This is a genomic window from Actinopolyspora biskrensis (assembly GCF_013408175.1).
GTDB classification, from domain to species: domain Bacteria; phylum Actinomycetota; class Actinomycetes; order Mycobacteriales; family Pseudonocardiaceae; genus Actinopolyspora; species Actinopolyspora biskrensis.
Map to the genome: position 1 here is coordinate 68311 of NZ_JACBYW010000009.1, position 17594 is coordinate 85904.

Genomic DNA, 17594 nt, shown 5'->3' on the forward strand with positions numbered 1-17594 from the left:
TTTCGAGCGGTCGCACGAGTTCGTCAGGCTTCGTTCGGAGCCGGAGCGGCGGCGGTGGCCCGGCGCCCGGGCCGAACGGGGGATCCCGCTCCGGAGCACGGGCCGGGCCCCGGGCGTCCATCAGACGTCGAGCAGGCGGACTCCCCTGGCGTTGCGGGTGATGAACGAACGCCGCGCCTCGACGTCCTCACCCATCAACACGCTGAACAGCTCGTCGGCCGTGGCCGCGTCGTCCAGGGTCACCTGCATCAGCACCCGGTGGTCGGGATCCATCGTGGTTTCCCAGAGCTCGTTGGCGTTCATCTCGCCGAGCCCCTTGTACCGCTGGATGCCCTCCTCCTTGGGGAGCTTGCGGCCCTCGTTGGCGCCCTGCTCCATCGCCGCGTCGCGCTCGCGCTCGCTGTAGACGTACTGCGGCTGGGAACGCGGCCACTTGATCTTGTACAGCGGCGGGCTCGCCAGGTAGACGTGACCGTTCTCGATCAGCGGGCGCATGAACCTGAACAGCAGCGTCAGCAGCAGGGTGCGGATGTGCTGGCCGTCCACATCGGCGTCGGCCATGAGCACGACCTTGTTGTAGCGCAGCTTGGACAGGTCGAACTCGTCGTGGATACCGGTCCCCAACGCGGTGATGATCGACTGCACCTCGTTGTTCTTGAGGACCTTGTCGATCCGGGACTTCTCCACGTTGATGATCTTCCCGCGGATGGGCAGGATCGCCTGGTAGCGGGACTCCCTGCCCTCCTTGGCCGAGCCACCGGCCGAGTCGCCCTCCACGATGTAGAGCTCGCACTCGTCCGGGCTGTTGGACTGGCAGTCCTTGAGCTTGCCGGGGAGACCACCGATGTCCATCGCGGACTTGCGCCGCACCAGGTCCTTGGCCTTGCGCGCGGCCACCCTGGCCTGCGCCGAGGAGACGGCCTTGTTGATGATGGCCTTGGCGTCGGCCGGGTTGCGCTCGAACCAGTCGCTGAGCCACTCGAAGGCCGTGGTCTGCACGAAGGACTTGACCTCGGTGTTGCCGAGCTTGGTCTTGGTCTGCCCCTCGAACTGCGGTTCGGAGACCTTGACCGAGATGATCGCCGCGAGGCCCTCGCGGACGTCGTCGCCGGTCAGGCTGCCGTCCTTGTCCTTGAGCAGCTTCTTGTCCTTGGCGTAGGCGTTGACAACCCTGGTCAGCGCCGCGCGGAAGCCCTCCTCGTGGGTCCCGCCCTCGTGGGTGTTGATCGTGTTGGCGAAGGTGTAGACCGACTGCTGGAAACCGCCGTTCCACTGCAACGCGATCTCGACCTCGTGGCCATCGCCCGCGGAGCTGAAGCTCACGATCTTCTTGTGGATGGGGTCCTTCGTGTGGTTGATGTGCGCGACGAAGTCCTCGAGCCCACCGGGGTAGTGGAAGACGCGTTCGGAGGCCACGGCCGCTTCTCCCGTGGCGTCCTCGCCCGCGGTGTCCTCGGCCGCGGCGCGCTCGTCACGCAGCACGATGCGCAGCCCCTTGTTCAGGAAGGCCATCTCCTGCAGCCTGCGCGCGATGGTCTCGGCGTCGTAGCGCGTGGTCTCGAACGTCGCCGGGTCCGCCCAGAAGGTGATCCTGGTGCCCGTCCTGTCGGTGCTCTCCCCGCGCTCCGGGGCCGAGACCGGCTTGGAGTCCTGGTAGTGCTGCCGCCACACGTAGCCGTCCCGGAAGACCTCGGCCTCCAGCGCCGTGGACAGGGCGTTGACCACGGAAACACCGACACCGTGCAGACCGCCGGAAACCGCGTAGCTGTCGCCGCCGAACTTGCCGCCCGCGTGCAGCATCGTCAGCACGACTTCCAGCGTCGGTTTCTTCTCCACGGGGTGCTCGTCCACCGGGATGCCGCGGCCGTCGTCGGTGACCTGCACACCGCCGTCCGCGAGGAGGGTGACGGTGACCTCGCTGGCGTGCCCCGCCATCGCTTCGTCCACCGAGTTGTCCACAACCTCCTGCACCAGGTGGTGCAGGCCCCGTTCCCCGGTCGAACCGATGTACATGCCGGGACGCTTGCGGACTGCCTCAAGGCCCTCGAGAACGGTGATGGATGAAGCGCTGTATTCGTTCTTCTTCGCTGTCACGGGCCTCGGAGTCTCCTAGAGCCGAATTGCTTGAGTCTGGAGCCTGCGCGGACGGGATCGGCGAAGCCGCCGGCGCGGGCTCGGGTCGGACACGACCCCTGCCAATGCCCGACGCGACCGCCTCGCACGAGGCCGCCGGGCCGGACCCGTCACCATTCTACTGGTCGGCCATGTCAGGAACCCGCCAAGGACACCCCTGAATTGCTCACAGAGCTCCCGAAACGGATCAGGACACCTTTACAGGGCGGCGGCTGCGACACGAAGATTCTGACCGCACCGACCAGCTTCGCCCGACTCCGCCCCCCGAACGGGGGAAGAGTGCGGCTCCACGAGCACGAGCACTCACCCGTAGGTGTCGCGCGGGCCTCTCCCCTGAACGTGTCGTGGACCATAACGCCAGCTCGGAGCCGCCGGTCCCTGCACCCTGATGCTGCGCACCAGCCGCTGCCCGAGTCCGTCGGAGATGCGTTGCACGATCTGACGCTGCAGCAGGCGCAACTGGGTGGCCCACGCCGTGGACTCGGCCTGCAGGGTCAGCACCCCTTCGCGCAGCTCCACGGGCTTGCTGTGCGCGGCTATCTCCTCCCCGACGAGCTCGGTCCACCTGCCGAAGAGGTGCCCCCCGGCCAGCCGGTCCGACCAGCCGCGGTCGCTGGCCAGCCGGGAAGCCAGGTTGCCGAAGGCCTGCGGATCACGCTGCTCGTCGTCCCCGGCGCCGGACCAACCGCGCCTCCGCCGGGAAGGAGCCTTCTTCCGACCGGCCTGGGGACGCCCGCTCCTGCCGGAACGCTCCCGTGCGGCGCGCAGCGCGGCACGGGCCAGGTCCTGCCCGCTCGTTCCGTCCTCGCGAGCGGAGTCCCCGCCCCGGTTCGCCCGCTCACCGGAAGCGTTCGCGGAGTCTCCGAACGCTTCCGAGGCCTGCGCGCGCGCCCCGCCGGAACCTGCCGTCGAAGCGTCCCCGCCGGAGGGTCCCTCCGCGGGACCACTCCCCCGGCCGGGTGTTCCTTCGGGGAATTCACTCGACATGGCACACCTCCCCGTCGCGCACGTCGAAACGAACGCCGGAAAGCTCGACCGGCACGTCCTCGGGGACCGCGGCCGTGACCAGAACCTGCTCGGCCCCGGACACCGACCGCGCCAACCGCGCCCGGCGCCGGGAGTCGAGCTCGGCGAACACGTCGTCGAGGATCAGCACCGGCTCGGCACCATCCTCGGACAACAGGTGGTACGAAGCCAGGCGCAACGCCAGGGCGAACGACCACGACTCACCGTGACTGGCATAGCCCTTGGCCGGTGTCCGCCCCAGAACGAGTTCCAGGTCGTCACGATGCGGGCCGACCAGGCAGACACCGCGCTCCAGCTCCTGCTTGCGCAACCGCCGGAGCTGCTCGAGCAGCGCCGATTCGACAGCGGCCGGATCCACCCGCTCCCCCCCGGGAGTCCCGCCGTCCTCGGGAAGCTCCTCCACGCTGCTCCGGTAGACCAACCGCGCCGCACTGGCGGAAGGCCCCTCCGCGGCACCGGGATCCCCGGTGGCCACCTCCGCGTAGGAACGCGTCACGTACGGGTCCAGATCGGCGACCAGGTCCAGCCTGCCCGCGAGCAGCTCGGCTCCGCACCTGGCCAGGTGCCCGTCCCAGACCTCGAGGGTGCGCAGGTCATCCGGTCCCGCACCCCGTCCGGCCGACTTCAGCAGGGCACCGCGCTGCCGAAGCACCTTCTCGTAGTCGGAACGCACCCCGGCGTAGCGCGGTGCCCTGGCGACCAGCAGCTCGTCGAGGAAGGCACGCCGCTGCGTCGGGTCGCCGCGCACCAGCGTCAGGTCCTCCGGGGCGAACAGAACCGTGCGCAGGACTCCGAGCGCGTCGCGGGGGCGGGTCGGCGAGCCGCGGTTGATCCGCGCCCGGTTCGCCTTCCCCTGCGCTATCTCCAACTCGACCAGCAGCTCGCGGTCCTCGTTGACCACGGCCGCCCTGGCGACCGCGCGCTGCGCGCCGTGCCGAATCAGCGGCGCGTCCGTGGAAACCCGGTGGGAGCCGAGGTTGGCGATGTAGGCCAGCCCCTCCACGAGGTTCGTCTTGCCCTGACCGTTGGCCCCGACCAGGGCAGTGGCCCCCCGAAGCAGCGGCAGGTCCACTTGCTGCCAGGACCTGAAGTCGGTGAGCTGGAGATGACGTACGTACACGGCGGTCCTATGGAGCTTTTCCGGGGCGGCTGGCGTAGGTGCTCGGTTGGCGGGGCCTCTCGCGGGCTATCGGCCCGACGACCGGGACGTTTCGGCGCAGGCCGCGCCGGAGGGAGCCCCGGCCCCAACCGTCAACTCGACCGGAAATTCGGAAACGGCCCCGGGTCAGTCGTCGTTGGATTTGACCGAGTGCCCGCCGAACTGGTTGCGCAGCGCGGCGACAGCCTTCATCGCGGGCGAGTCGTCCTGCCTGGAGGCGAACCGGGCGAACAGCGCGGCGGTGATGGCGGGGGTGGGGACGGCGTTGTTGATGGATTCCTCCACGGTCCACCTGCCCTCGCCGGAATCGGTGACATACCCCTGCAGCTGCTCCAGCTCCGGGTCCTCCTCCATGGCCCGGACCAGCAGGTCGAGCAGCCAGGAACGCACCACGGTCCCGTGGCTCCACGCCTTGATCGTCCCCGCCACGTCGGTGACCACGTCCGAGGCGGCCAGCAGCTCGAAGCCTTCCGCGTAGGCCTGCATGAGCCCGTACTCGATGCCGTTGTGCACCATCTTGGCGTAGTGCCCCGCACCGACCGGGCCCGCGTGCGCGAATCCCCTGGACCGCTCGCCCTCCGGACGCAGGGTGTCGAACACGGGAAGCACCCGTTCGACGTCGGCGGCGTCCCCGCCCGCCATCAGGCCGTACCCGTTGCTCGCGCCCCAGACCCCACCGGAAACGCCGACGTCGACGTAGGAGATCCCGTACTCGGCCAGCAGGGCGGAGTTCTCCTGGTCGTCGCTGTAGGGGGAGTTGCCGCCCTCGACGACGAGGTCGCCGGACTCGAGCAGGCCGGACAGCTCCCGGATGGTGCTCTTGGTCGGCTCCCCGTGCGGAACCATCACCCACACGGTGCGCGGCGGCGTGAGCTTCTCCACCATCCCCGCTATCGAGGACACGTCGGTGACCTGCGGATCACGGTCGTAACCGACGACCTCGTGGCCCCCGGCGCGCAACCGCTCGCGCATGTTGAAACCCATCTTGCCGAGGCCGACCAGACCCAGTTGCACCAAGAACTCCCTTTCACACTCCGCTTTTCCCGGGAAGGCGCCGAACCGGGGTGCTCGCGGTCGTGCCGTGGCGCCCCGCGAGCACTCCCGACGCCTCAGCTCGGCATCCGAACCGGCATGAGCAGGTACAGATAGCCGGGCACGGTCTCCCCCTCGTCGTCGACCGGCTTGATGACCGCGGGCCGGCTCGAGGTCGTGAACAGCATCCGCGCGCGATCGGTCTTCAGCGCGGCCAACCCGTCCTGCAGGTACGCCGGGTTGAACGCGATCGTGAGCGGTTCACCGTCGAACTCGATCGGCAGCTCCTCCTCGGCGCTGCCCTCGTCGTCGCCTCCCGCGGTCAACCGCAGGCTCGTCTCGGAGAACTCCAGCCGTACCTGGGTACCGCGCTCGGCGACGAGCGAAACACGTTTGATGGCGTCGACCAGCGCGCCGACCTCGACCACGGCCGAGGCCGCGTGCTCGTCGGGCAGCAGCTTGCGGTAAGGGGGGAACTCCGCGTCGAGCAACCGGGTCGTGCTTCGACGGGTCGTGCCGGACAGGCCGAGCAGCCCGTCGGAGGAAGCCAGGGAGAGCTCGACCGTCGTGCCGGAGCCACCGAGGGTCTTGGCGGACTCGGAGAGCGTGCGGGCAGGTACCAGCACGGCCGTGTCCTCGGCCGAGCCGGCGGGTTGCCAGTTCAGCTCGCGCATGGCCAGCCGGAAGCGGTCGGTGGCCACGAGGGTCAGCTGGTCCTCGTTGATCTCGACGCGCACCCCGGTGAGCATGGGCAGCGTCTCGTCCTTGCCCGCGGCCACCGCGACCTGGGCGACGGCCGAGCTGAAAGCGTCCCCGGCCACGGAACCGGCCAGCTCGGGCATCTGCGGAAGCTGGGGGTAGTCCTCGACGGGCATCGTGGGAAGGCTGAAGCGGGAGCTGCCGCAGGAGATGCTCACCCTGGATCCGTCGACGGTGATCTCCACCGGGCGCTGGGGCAGCGCCTTGGTGATGTCGGCCAGCAACCGTCCGGAGACCAGCGTGCGTCCGGTCGATTCCACCTCGGCGTCCACACCGACCTGGGCGGAGACCTCGTAGTCGAACCCCGAGATCGTCAACCTGCCCTCGGTCTCGGCGTCCAGCAACATCCCGCCCAGCACGGGAACCGGTGGGCGCGAAGGCAGGCTGCGGGCGACCCAGGCGACAGCATCGGCGAGACCGTCACGTTCCAGACGGATCTTCATGAGTGTCCTTTCGGTTCCGCTCCCCCGGCGATTCCGCCGAGGCGAGCCTGATCGAACGGGATGCGGATGTGCGTACCGCGGACCGAAGCGGGTTCGTGGCCGAGTCGTACCGAGGGCCCCAACCGGGGTGGGTACTCCGCCGGCGGCTCTCAAAAGCTCGATGGGCCTTCCACGGTAGAGCGTTCGTTGCGCGCTCACTACGCGGGTCCGGGGCTCGTCGGGCGTGTCGGAGGGCGGCGGGAGCGGCTCGTCCACGTCCGTACGCGCTCTTCTTCTTCTCTTCTTCCCTATGAAAAGAATTAGAAGAACAGTTGCCGTAGTAGGGCTTGTGGATGTTGGGGACAAGCGGGGTTTTCGCAGCTGACTGGCTGTACACCGCTGTGGATGCTCCTGTGGGCAATCTGGGGATGAATCAACGCCGCTGTGGACTGATTTGTCCACAAGCTGAGCTGTCCACAGTTGAGGGGGTTTGGTCCACATTCGGTCCCCAGGTTTTACCCAAGTTGTCCCCATGTCCTGTGGACAAGGCTGCTTAGCTCGATCAGGTTGTGGATAAATCTGTGGATATCTTGTGGGCAACTTGGGGATCTCTTGTGGGCAACTCGGGGAAGTTTGTGTACAGCATGTGGGCGGTTCGAGCCCTGTCGCTGGTCAGCCCTGGGGAGCGTTGAGACTGTGCACAAGCCCACCTTCGAGTGATTTTCAGATGGGCGTGAATGTGGAAATTCACATACGGGTGATCTTTGCGCGAGCTGTTCACGGAGAGTGTTCCCCCGACTGTGCACAAGGCCGCTCCGCCCGTTTCGTCCGCTTCCGCGGTGGTCGTCCCGAGATCACGAGCTCTTGATCGAAGCTACGTGGTGATCGACCTCTCCGCGAGCACTGATCGTCGGCGTGTCCGCCGAAGATCCGCGAGTGCCCGTCGGCCACCTACGGGCCGGTTCGGCGACACCCCTGGACGAGTCGGCTCCCCGGAAGTGCTGTGGGGCGTTCTGAGCGGTCACACGGGCAGTGCGGCGGCAGGAACCCGAGCCGCCGGGCGGCGGCCCGACCGGAGAAGCCGGGAACTTCCGGCGAGAGGGGCCCGTCCGGCGCAGGGTGCTTCGGCCCGAGCGGCGCACCGGGGCCCCGGTGCGCGAACCGGATGCGTCGCGAGGCCGGGCCGCTCGCCGCGCAGGTCGCTGCTCGGGAGCGTCCCAACGCTCCCGAGCAGCGACTCACGAGACCGGCTAACCGGTCACCCACGCAGAGCTCAGCTGTGAGCTACGAACGGCGCTCACAGGAACGAGGCCTGCTGCTTGATACGCGCGGTCAGCTCCTGCACGTGGTCGTAGACGCGGCGACGCTCGGCCATGGCCTTGCGGATCTTCTTGTCCGCGTGCATCACCGTCGTGTGGTCCCGACCGCCGAAGCTCTGACCGATCTTGGGCAGTGACGAGTCGGTCAGCTCCCTGCACAGGTACATGGCGATCTGACGCGCCTGGGCCAGCGCCTTGGTCTTGCCCGGCCCGCACAGGTCGTCCACGGTCACGCCGAAGAACTCGGCGGTCATGGACATGATGGTCTGCGTGCTGATCTCCGGGGGCTGCGCGTCGTCCGGGATGAGGTCGCGCAGCACGATCTCGGCCAGCTGGACGTCCACGGGCTGCTGGTTCAGCGAGGCGAACGCCGTGACCCTGATCAACGCCCCTTCGAGCTCGCGGATGTTGCGCTCGATGCGCGCCGCGATGAACTCCAGCACCTCGGCCGGGGCGGCCAGCCGGTCCTGGGCCGCCTTCTTGCGCAGGATCGCGATGCGCGTCTCCAGCTCGGGTGGCTGGATATCGGTGATCAACCCCCACTCGAACCTGGTGCGGAGCCGGTCCTCCAGGGTGTGCAGGCTCTTCGGGGGGCGGTCCGAGGAGACCACGATCTGCTTGTTCGAGTTGTGCAGCGTGTTGAAGGTGTGGAAGAACTCCTCCTGGGTGCCCTCCTTGCCCTCCAGGAACTGCACGTCGTCGACGAGCAGCACGTCGACGTCGCGGTAGCGGCGCTGGAAGGCCACCTGCCTGTCGTCGCGCAGCGAGTTGATGAAGTCGTTGGTGAACTCCTCGGTGGAGACGTAACGCACCCGCATCCCGGGGAAGAGCCGCTGGGTGTAGTGCCCGACCGCGTGCAACAGGTGTGTCTTGCCCAGTCCGGACTCGCCCCAGATGAACAGCGGGTTGTAGGCCCGGGCCGGTGCCTCCGCCCCGGCCACGGCCGCGGCGTGCGCGAAGCGGTTGGAGGAGCCTATGACGAAGGTGTCGAAGGTGTACTTGGCGTTGAGCCGCGTCTGCGAGGTCGGTGGTCCGTTCTTCGGCGCCGTGTACGGCTGGCCCTGCTGCTGCTCGGGCTTGTTCTCCCCGCCGAAGGTGGGCCAGATCTCGTTGGCGGCCTGGAGCGCTTCGCCCTCCTCGTCCTCCTCCGCCTCGGAGTCGCCCTCCGCGTCCCCGGTGAGGGGGCTCGTCCCCGAGGAGGTCGATGCCGTGGGGTGCCGGGTGTGCTCCTGCGGGGGCAGCGGGAGACGCTGCTGTTCGGGAGGGCTCGCCGGTAATGCGCCACTGATCGACCCCGTGTGGGCGGTGTTGCCGTAGTCCTCCGTCTCGTGGGGCGAGTGCGGGCGCGGCCGGGTCTCGCTCGGCCTGCCGTGCCATCCTTCCGGCTCGCCCGCGGGCGCGTGCCCCGGGATCGCCTGTGGATGGGCGGGCGGGGCGCCGTAGCCGGTCTCGTAGGGCAGCTCGGCCTGCCCGAGGGGGCGTTCCTCCCACTGCGCGGGTTCGGCCGCGGGCTCGCTCTGGGGAAGTTCCTCCTCCGGCTCCTCCTCCATCGACTGGGGGGTGACCGGACGTGTCGGCGCCGGTACGGCGGTGTCCACCTTCACGGCGAGGGAGACGTCCCTGCCGAGCCTGCGCGAGAGCGCCTCGGTGATCGGGTCGCGCAGGGCGCGTTCGATCGCCTCCTTGGCGAAGTCGCTGGGCGCTGCGAGCAGCGCGGTGCCGTCGAGCAGACCGATGGGGCGCGTGACGCGCATCCACGCGCGTTGCTGGGGTGAGAGCGTTCCAGAAGACAGCTCGTGCACCACCTCGTCCCAGACTCTGCCGAGATCGGCTTGGTGGTCGGACACCGCTGAGCCCCCTCCCCTCGTTGGTGTGTGGCCGGTAGTGCCGGGCCGGTTGGTTCGTGATGCGGTTCTCGGGCCGCGCGTGTTCCGTGGAGACGGATCGATTCGGCTGTGTACAACGCGGGGACGGGCGAAATATCCACATGGTTGTCCACAGCGCTGCCGAAGGTACGACAGAGCGGGTGACTCTCGGTGCTCGGGGTTGCCGCGAGTGGGAGGTGAACGGTTTTCGAGCGTCTCGTCTCCCCTGCTGGGGCCCGATCGAGTGGCATCGGGACTTCGTTCGAGTGAGGGGGCATCAGCTCCCGCCGTCCGGTGGGAGTCCTCGCTCGTCGAGCACTCGGGTGAACCGGGACGACGAGGCCCCGCGCCCGGGGTGCTTCCGGGGCGTCGGACCCGGGCACCGGGCCCCCGGCTGTGTGTCCGGTGGCGCGGATAAGTACCCTCGTAAGGTCCCCCGCCGTAAAGCGGGCGTTCTCCTGGTGCGTGTCGGCGACACTTCCTCGCGGCACGGAGCCTGGTTCGTCCGCACGGGGCCTTACGCGCTGAGTCGTGTCCGGTCCCGGCGCGGATGGTGCTCGCAGCCGCTTCCGCTACCAAGCGCGGGGACACTTGACCGAGCCACACCGGCCATCTTGTGCCTTGTTAAGGCGCATGGTTGGCCTGTAGTAACCGGGAGAGCCGACCGTGAGCAAGGGCAAGCGCACCTACCAGCCGAACAACCGTAAGCGGGCCAAGATCCACGGCTTCCGGAAGCGGATGCACACGAGGGCCGGTCGCGCCATCGTGGCCGCTCGTCGCCGCAGGGGTCGTAAGCAACTCACCGCCTGATAGGAGGCGGGCCGTGCTTCCAGCGGCAGCGCGGCTCAGGCGCAGCCAGGACTTCGGCCTGGTCGTGCGTCGGGGACGTCGAGCCGGCAGGCCACGTCTCGTGATGCATGTCCTGCAACGCGACCTGTCCGCGTCCGGAGCGGCCGACCATCCGGTCGCCGCGGCCACGGACGTGTCCAGGGCGGGCGACGAGGGCACGCACGAGAGCGATACTTCGAACAGTTCGCCCACCCTGGGCGACCACGAGCGCCCCAGGGTGGGCTTCGTCGTCAGCAAGGCCGTGGGAAACGCGGTGCGCAGACACCGGGTGGCACGGCAGTTGCGTCATTTGATGCGCGAGCGCATCGCGGTGTTGCCTGCTGGCACACTGGTGGTGGTAAGAGCACTGCCGCCTGCGGCGGCCTCCACCAGCGAGGAGCTCGCACGGGATCTCGACAAGGCCATGCGCAAGCTGCGCCTGCCGAATCTCCGTGATTCAGCAGGTGGTGGTAATCACCTATCCACGGATCCCGCGTAATGGCAGAGCAAGAGCCCGGCGCGCTCGACGAGTCGGTAGCGCCCGCGCCCCGGCCGAGCCCGGCGGCACGGCTGTTGCTGCTACCGGTTCACGTCTACCGCAAGGTGATCTCTCCACTACTTCCGCCCATGTGTCGGTTCTATCCGAGTTGCAGCGTTTACGCGGTGGAGGCGTTGCGAACGCACGGGGCGCTGCGGGGCGGCTGGTTGAGCGTGTGGAGACTGCTGCGCTGTGGCCCCTGGCATCCAGGGGGTCTCGATCCGGTGCCACCGCCGAAGCAGCGTGACAGCGAAGCGGACCGAGCCCCCTGCGAGGAGTAGCCCAAAGTGCTGGACTTCATAAACTATCCGGTGTCGGCCATCCTGTGGTTCTGGCACTCGGTTTTCGGAGCGCTGCTCGATCCGGACAGCGGCTATGCCTGGGCCCTGGCCGTGATCTTCCTGGTCTTCACGTTGCGGGCGCTGCTGTTCAAGCCGTTCGTGCACCAGGTGCGTTCCATGCGCAAGATGCAGGAGGTCGCTCCTCGGATACAGGAGCTGCAGAAGGAGTACGCCCACGATCGTCAGCGTCTCGCGAGCGAGATGCAGAAGTTGCAGTCCGAGCAGGGCTTCAACCCCGTGAGCGGTTGTCTGCCGATACTGGTGCAGGTTCCGGTGTTCATCGGCCTGTTCCAGGTGCTCAACGGCTTCCGCCCCGGCGAGAGCAGCAACTTCGTCTTCGGCGAGGCCGGGGTGAACTCGTTCCTCGACGCGCACCTGTTCGGCGCGAGTCTGTCCACAGTGATCAGCGCGCCCGCCGAGAAGCTCGCGTCCTTCGGAACCGACCGGACCTCGATGTTGCTGGTCGGTGTTCCACTGATGATCGCGGCTGCCGTCGCGACCCATTTCACTTCCCGTCACTCGGTTGAGCGACAGCGTACGGAGCAGCGTCCGTCCGGCGCCGGAGTCCCCGGTCAGCAGGCGATGATGAACCGGATGGTGCTGTGGGTCTTCCCGATGTTCGCGATAATCGGCGGACCGTTCCTCCCCCTGGCGATCCTGCTGTACTGGTTGGCGAACAACTTCTGGACATTGGGGCAGCAGTACGTCGTGTATCGGCGCATCGACAGGGAGGAAGCGCAGCGCGCTCCGTCCGAGGACTCCGAGGCGACAACCACGGTGGTCGATTCGACCGTGGTCTCCGAGGAAGACCCGTCGGAGCGCTCCCGCAGTGACGAACAAGCCGAATTGCCCGGAATACCGGAAGATCGTTCCAGCGAGACGGATGCTCCGGACGAGCGCCGGTGAGTCCGTCGCACCTCCAGAGAGGAGACAGGCAGTGTCCGAGACCGTGCAGGAAGCCGGCCAGGACGAGCAGTCCGTGGCCGGTGGTGGTGCCGAACAGGCCGCTGATGCCGGGTCGGGGAGCAAGGGCGAGGCCGATCTGGTGCGGGAAGGCGATATAGCCGGTGACTACCTGGAACGGCTGCTGGACCTGCTCGATTACGACGGGGACATCGATCTGGACGTGGAGTCGGGTCGTGCCGTGGTGAGCGTGGAAGGCGGCAAGGACCTCGAGAAGCTCGTCGGTTCCCAGGGCGAGGTGCTCGAGGCCATGCAGGAACTGACCCGGCTGGCCGTGCAACAGGAAACCGGTGTCCGCAGCAGGCTGATGCTGGACATAGCGGGCTGGCGTGCGAACAGGCGGGACGAGCTCACCGATCTCGGGCGTCGTACCGCGGAGAAGGTGGCCGACAACGGCAAGACGCAGCGTTTGCGCCCGATGACTCCTTTCGAGCGCAAGGTGGTGCACGATGCGGTTGCCGCCGTTTCCGGAGTCACGAGCGAAGGCGAGGGTGAACCTCCCAACAGGCGGGTGGTTGTTTACCGGGTCGAGTGATCGCTCGGCGCGTACAAAGCAAGAGTGGATCTTTTGGTGAGAGGCTGCCCCCGTGATCGGAAGTCACGGGGGCAGCCTTGTTCGTATGGCCTCGTTTCACGTGAAACAGAGCGGGCCTCTCGGTTTTTCGTTCCCGTGCGTGTCCGGGCGGGCTACAGTTCCTGATGGGGCTATGTGGTTTCACGTGAAACAAGAAGTGACGAGGGGATGAGTGTGACCGGAGAGCAGGGGCCCGGGGCGACGTCGGACGAGTCGGCGAGTGAGGCGGAGCCTGTCGAAGGGGTTCGGCCGCCCGGCGCGGAAGGGAACGACCCGCACGTGTCGGAGGGACTCCCGGAGCGGGAGCTGTTCGGCGACCGGAGGGAGTTGGCGGAGAAATTCGCGGAACGTCTCCTGACAGACGGGGTTCAGCGTGGTTTGATCGGCCCCAGAGAGGGAGAGCGTCTCTGGGAACGCCATCTGTACAACTCCGCGGTGCTCGCGGAACTGCTTCCGGAGGGCGCCACTGTGGTGGATGTGGGATCCGGCGCGGGATTGCCGGGTGTTCCGCTCGGCATCGCTCGTCCGGACCTGGAGATCACCTTGCTGGAACCGATGGCACGCAGGGTCACTTGGTTGGAGGAGATCGCGGATGAGCTGGGGCTGCCGTTGACGGTGGTCCGCGGTCGTGCCGAGGAGACCTCGACTCGTTCCCGGTTGTACGACTTCGACTATGTGGTGGCACGTGCTGTGAGTTCGTTGGACCGGCTCGCCGAGTGGTGTCTGCCGCTGCTTCGGCCCGGCGGATGGTTGCTCGCGCAGAAGGGGGCGAGCGCTGTCGAGGAGCTGGAGCGGGATCGCGCTTCGATCGAACGGCGCGGTGGTGAGCGGGCAGTGGTTCGCGAGTGCGGGGCTTCGGTGTTACGGATTCCGGCCAATGTCGTCGCGATACGGCGTGCGGAAACTCCGGAACCGGGTGCCGCGGGTCGGAAGGTGAACGGCTCAAGGGCACGTCGGGCCGACAATCGGCGGAAGAGAAAGGAACGGTGACGGTGACCCCGGAATCGAACCAGCCCGGTGTTTCACGTGAAACACAGCGGCGCTCCGTGGGTGGTATGCGTTTCCCCGGAGGAGCGGGCGACGGAGCACAGACCGAGACCACGGCTTCCGAAGGGATCGGGTGGAGCCCGGTCGTGCAGGAAGACAGGAAGACGACCGACGCGCTGCATTCCGATGCCGCCCGACTCCCCCGCCCCGACCGGCGCCGGATCATGACCGTCGCGAACCAGAAGGGCGGTGTGGGAAAGACGACGAGCACGGTGAACCTGGCGACCGCGCTGGCGGTCCAGGGACTGAGCGTGCTCGTCGTGGACCTCGACCCACAGGGCAACGCGAGCACCGCGCTGGGAGTGGAGCACCAATCCGGTGTGCCTTCGGTGTACGAGCTGTTGCTCGGCAATGTCGGGGTGGCCGACGTCGCCGCGCCGAGTGCCCAGTCCGAACGGCTGGCCTGCGTCCCCGCCACCATCGACCTGGCCGGCGCCGAGGTCGAGCTGGTCACGATGGTGGCACGGGAGGCGCGGTTGCGTGAGGCGCTCACTCCGGAAGTGCTCGACGAGCTCGACTATGACTACGTCCTCATCGACTGCCCCCCGTCGCTGGGGCTGCTCACGGTGAACGCACTCGTGGCCGCGCACGAAGTGGTGATCCCGATCCAGTGCGAGTACTACGCCCTGGAGGGGCTCGGGCAGCTGCTGAACAACATCGACCTGGTGCAGTCCCACCTGAACCCGAGCCTGGGGATCTCCACCGTGCTGCTGACCATGTACGACGGCCGCACGAAGCTCGCCGAGCAGGTCACCGCGGAAGTGCGCGGGTACTTCGGTGAGCGGGCACTGCGCACGGTCATCCCCCGAAGCGTCAAGATTTCCGAAGCTCCGGGGTACGGGCAGACCATACTCGGTTACGATCCGCGCTCCCGCGGTTCGATGAGCTATCTGGACGCTGCTCGCGAGATAGCCGAGCGAGGGACGGAGAGGGAGACGGCATGACCGAGCGTCGTGGCGGTTTGGGACGTGGATTGGCCGCGCTCATCCCGAGCGGCCCCACCGATGAGGAGCAGGAGGCGGGCACTCCCGTCGACGCCTCCCCCGTGAGGAGTCCGGAGGCGAACGCGGCTCCGGAGGTGTCGGAACAGGGCACGGAGCACGCCGGTGTTTCACGTGAAACGAGCGGGGAGGTGGCCGGGGCTGTTTACCGCGAAGTCGAGATAGCCGCCATAACCCCGAATCCGCGGCAGCCGCGTCAGGTGTTCGACGAGGACGCGCTGGCCGAGCTGGAACACTCCATCAAAGAGTTCGGTCTCATGCAGCCGATCGTGGTGCGTGAACTCGATGGGGACCAGTACGAGCTCATCATGGGTGAGCGGCGGTGGCGCGCCGCTCAGCGTGCCGAACTTTCGACACTGCCCGCGATAGTCCGCAGGACCAAGGACGACGCGCTGCTGCGGGACGCGCTGCTGGAGAACATCCACCGGGTGCAGCTCAACCCGTTGGAGGAGGCTTCCGCCTACCAGCAGTTGCTCGACGAGTTCGGCGTGACCCATGACGAGCTGGCCGATCGGATCGGACGCAGCAGGCCGGTCATCACCAATACGATCCGGTTGCTGCGCCTGCCGCTGCCCGTGCAGCGACGAGTGGCGGCCGGTGTGCTTTCCGCGGGCCACGCACGGGCGCTGATGAGCCTGGAGGATCCCGCGGCTCAGGAGGAGATAGCCACGAGAATCGTCGCGGAGGGGCTTTCGGTACGTGCGGCCGAGGAGCAGGTGACCCTGAAGAAGGGTGAGGTGGCGGAGAAGCCGAAGCCCAAGCAACGGGGCAAGATGGAGCTCGCGGGCGCGGAGGAGCTGGAAGAACGGCTCGCCGAACGCTTCGACACCAGGGTGAAGGTCGAGTCCGGGCAGCGTAAGGGCCGTATCGTCGTCGAGTTCGGCTCCCCCGAGGATCTCGGCCGATTGAGTGCGCTGCTTCTCCCCGAGGACGCCAACAACTCGTAGCTGAGCTTTGCGTTGTTGCTCGGGCTGAAGCACCCGCGCCGGACGAAACCTTCCGCTGTCTCGTGAGCGGCTCCCCCGCTCGCCCACTGACCGCTCCGCAGTGACGCGTTCCGCGTGACCGCGGAGCGGTTCATTGTGTTCGGTCCGGTCGGCCGGACGGAAAAGCCGGTTCCGGAACCAGCCCGTGAACGGTGACACGCCGTGAGCAAATCCCGATCTTCCACCCGGGGTTATTCAGTCACGGTGACGATTCCCGGCGGAGTCGAAACGCGCGAACTCCCCCGGGGGCGAAGTTTCACGTGAAACTCCACCCCCGGAGGGAGTTCGCGTCAGGTGAGCTCGTCGTGGTCCGAGTTGGTTGCTTCGACGCGCCGGTGCCGGAACGACCCGAGCGATTCGCACCACCGCGAGAGGTTCCGCCACGCAACCACCTGCGCGAACCGATCCGTGTCGCGGACATCTCAAGAGTGGATGGCGCGCTCCACCAGCTTGCTGAACACTTCCCCGACGCTCCGCTCGGCCGCCTCGATCGTCATCGGCAGCAGGGAGGTCTTCGTGAGACCCGGTGAGACGTTCACCTCGAGGAAGTGCACCCGTCCCGCGGCGTCCACGATCGCGTCCGTGCGGGAGACGTGCCGCAGGCCGAGCAGGCGGTGCGCTGACACGGCCAGTTCGGAGGCTTCCGCGGTTGCTTCGGCGGAGAGCTCAGCCGGTGCCTGGTAGCTGGTGAGTCCCGCGGTGTAGCGGGCCGTGTAGTCGAAGATCCCGTTGGCGGGTTCGATGCGGACCGGTGGGAGCGCGTGCGGCCCGTCCGGGTCCTCCACGACTCCGATGGCTATCTCGGTGCCCTCCACCAGCTTCTCGGCCAACACCGTGTCACCGTAGGCGAAGGTCCCCATCATCGCGGAGGGAAGCTCCGCCCGGTCCCGGACCACCCGCGCACCCAGTGCTGAACCGCCCTGAACGGGCTTGAGCATCAACGGGAGCCCCATTTTGTCCACCAGGGCGTCCAGCACCGGCTGAGCTCCCAGCTCGCGGAATGTGGACTGCGGCAGCACCATCCAGTCCGGCGTGTTCAGTCCGGCCCTGGCCAGCTCCGCTTTGGCCGTCGGCTTGTCCCAGGCGCGGCGGCAGGCCCGCGAGTCGGTGCCCACGTAGGGGATGTCGAGCAGTTCCAGAATCGACTGGATGGCGCCGTTCTCCCCTTCCCCGCCGTGCAGGGCGACGAGGACGGCGTCGGGACGTTCGTTGCGCAGCCGGTGCAGCAAATCGTGGTCGGCGTCCTGTTCGGTCACCGTGAGTCCGGCCGAGCGCAGCGCGGCGGACAGCCTGCGTCCGGAACGCAGGGAGATGTCGCGCTCGTGTGACAGTCCGCCGGAGAGAACGGCGACCCAGCGATCGGTCAATTCCACTCCTGAACAACGAAGTCCACCGCGCCCGTGTGATCACGACGGGCACAGTGGACGTGACGTTTCGATGCGTCCGCCCCGCGGGCGGAGCCGCGATTATCCGGTATGTAAGGGAGCAATGCTCCTGCTTGGAACTTCTGACCAAAGACCGCTTCCGACGCGAGTGCTTCAGCCTGGCCAGGACGAGAAGCTCCGGTGCGTGAGTCGGATGCTTCGCGAGGCGGGGAGGGC

15 protein-coding genes are annotated in these 17594 nt (G+C 67.7%); 8 read left to right on the forward strand and 7 right to left on the reverse strand.

What is annotated here, in order from left to right; translation table 11 throughout:
• Positions 1-120: 120 nt before the first annotated feature.
• The 6 genes from gyrB to dnaA all read right to left on the reverse strand — a co-directional run bounded on the left by gyrB (position 121) and on the right by dnaA (position 9697).
• A complete protein-coding gene (gene gyrB, locus FHR84_RS20095) occupies positions 121-2094 on the reverse strand; it encodes a DNA topoisomerase (ATP-hydrolyzing) subunit B (RefSeq protein WP_179537095.1) in 1974 nt (657 codons plus the stop codon).
• Between the two features lie 342 nt (positions 2095-2436).
• The gene (locus tag FHR84_RS20100) at positions 2437-3120 is read right to left on the reverse strand and encodes a DciA family protein (protein ID WP_179537096.1); all 684 of its coding nucleotides are present in this window, start codon (positions 3118-3120) and stop codon (positions 2437-2439) included.
• Entirely contained in the window at positions 3110-4279 is a 1170-nt protein-coding gene (gene recF / locus FHR84_RS20105; protein WP_179537097.1) for a DNA replication/repair protein RecF, read from the reverse strand. The genes FHR84_RS20100 and recF overlap by 11 nt, the downstream gene beginning before the upstream one ends.
• Positions 4280-4444: 165 nt before the next feature.
• Positions 4445-5335, reverse strand: a complete 891-nt coding sequence (gene gnd, locus FHR84_RS20110; protein ID WP_179537098.1) for a phosphogluconate dehydrogenase (NAD(+)-dependent, decarboxylating) — start codon at positions 5333-5335, stop codon at positions 4445-4447.
• 92 nt (positions 5336-5427) lie between these two features.
• Positions 5428-6552: a DNA polymerase III subunit beta gene (gene dnaN, locus FHR84_RS20115; RefSeq protein ID WP_179537099.1), complete on the reverse strand. Its 1125-nt coding sequence runs from the start codon at positions 6550-6552 to the stop codon at positions 5428-5430.
• A gap of 1276 nt (positions 6553-7828) precedes the next feature.
• Entirely contained in the window at positions 7829-9697 is a 1869-nt protein-coding gene (dnaA, locus tag FHR84_RS20120; protein ID WP_179537100.1) for a chromosomal replication initiator protein DnaA, read from the reverse strand.
• Between the two features lie 684 nt (positions 9698-10381).
• Here dnaA and rpmH point away from each other — a divergent pair.
• The 8 genes from rpmH (at position 10382) to FHR84_RS20160 (ending at position 15954) form a co-directional block, all read left to right on the forward strand.
• On the forward strand, positions 10382-10525 hold the full coding sequence (gene rpmH / locus FHR84_RS20125) for a 50S ribosomal protein L34 (RefSeq protein ID WP_083921486.1): 144 nt from the start codon (positions 10382-10384) through the stop codon (positions 10523-10525).
• A 13-nt stretch (positions 10526-10538) separates the two neighbouring features.
• Positions 10539-11042, forward strand: coding sequence for a ribonuclease P protein component (gene rnpA, locus FHR84_RS20130; RefSeq protein WP_179537101.1), 504 nt, complete (start codon positions 10539-10541; stop codon positions 11040-11042).
• Positions 11042-11362, forward strand: coding sequence for a membrane protein insertion efficiency factor YidD (yidD, locus tag FHR84_RS20135; RefSeq protein ID WP_179537102.1), 321 nt, complete (start codon positions 11042-11044; stop codon positions 11360-11362). The genes rnpA and yidD overlap by 1 nt, the downstream gene beginning before the upstream one ends.
• 6 nt (positions 11363-11368) lie before the next feature.
• Positions 11369-12328, forward strand: a complete 960-nt coding sequence (gene yidC, locus FHR84_RS20140) for a membrane protein insertase YidC (RefSeq protein WP_179537103.1) — start codon at positions 11369-11371, stop codon at positions 12326-12328.
• A 31-nt stretch (positions 12329-12359) separates the two neighbouring features.
• Positions 12360-12920: a R3H domain-containing nucleic acid-binding protein gene (locus FHR84_RS20145; RefSeq protein WP_179537104.1), complete on the forward strand. Its 561-nt coding sequence runs from the start codon at positions 12360-12362 to the stop codon at positions 12918-12920.
• A gap of 207 nt (positions 12921-13127) precedes the next feature.
• The gene (gene rsmG, locus FHR84_RS20150; RefSeq protein WP_179537105.1) at positions 13128-13949 is read left to right on the forward strand and encodes a 16S rRNA (guanine(527)-N(7))-methyltransferase RsmG; all 822 of its coding nucleotides are present in this window, start codon (positions 13128-13130) and stop codon (positions 13947-13949) included.
• A 65-nt stretch (positions 13950-14014) separates the two neighbouring features.
• Entirely contained in the window at positions 14015-14950 is a 936-nt protein-coding gene (locus FHR84_RS20155; RefSeq protein WP_425489971.1) for a ParA family protein, read from the forward strand.
• On the forward strand, positions 14947-15954 hold the full coding sequence (locus FHR84_RS20160; protein ID WP_179537106.1) for a ParB/RepB/Spo0J family partition protein: 1008 nt from the start codon (positions 14947-14949) through the stop codon (positions 15952-15954). The genes FHR84_RS20155 and FHR84_RS20160 overlap by 4 nt, the downstream gene beginning before the upstream one ends.
• 461 nt (positions 15955-16415) lie before the next feature.
• On the opposite strand, the gene FHR84_RS20165 is transcribed toward FHR84_RS20160, so the two are convergent.
• Entirely contained in the window at positions 16416-17360 is a 945-nt protein-coding gene (locus tag FHR84_RS20165) for a D-alanine--D-alanine ligase family protein (protein ID WP_179537107.1), read from the reverse strand.
• Positions 17361-17594: the final 234 nt, after the last annotated feature.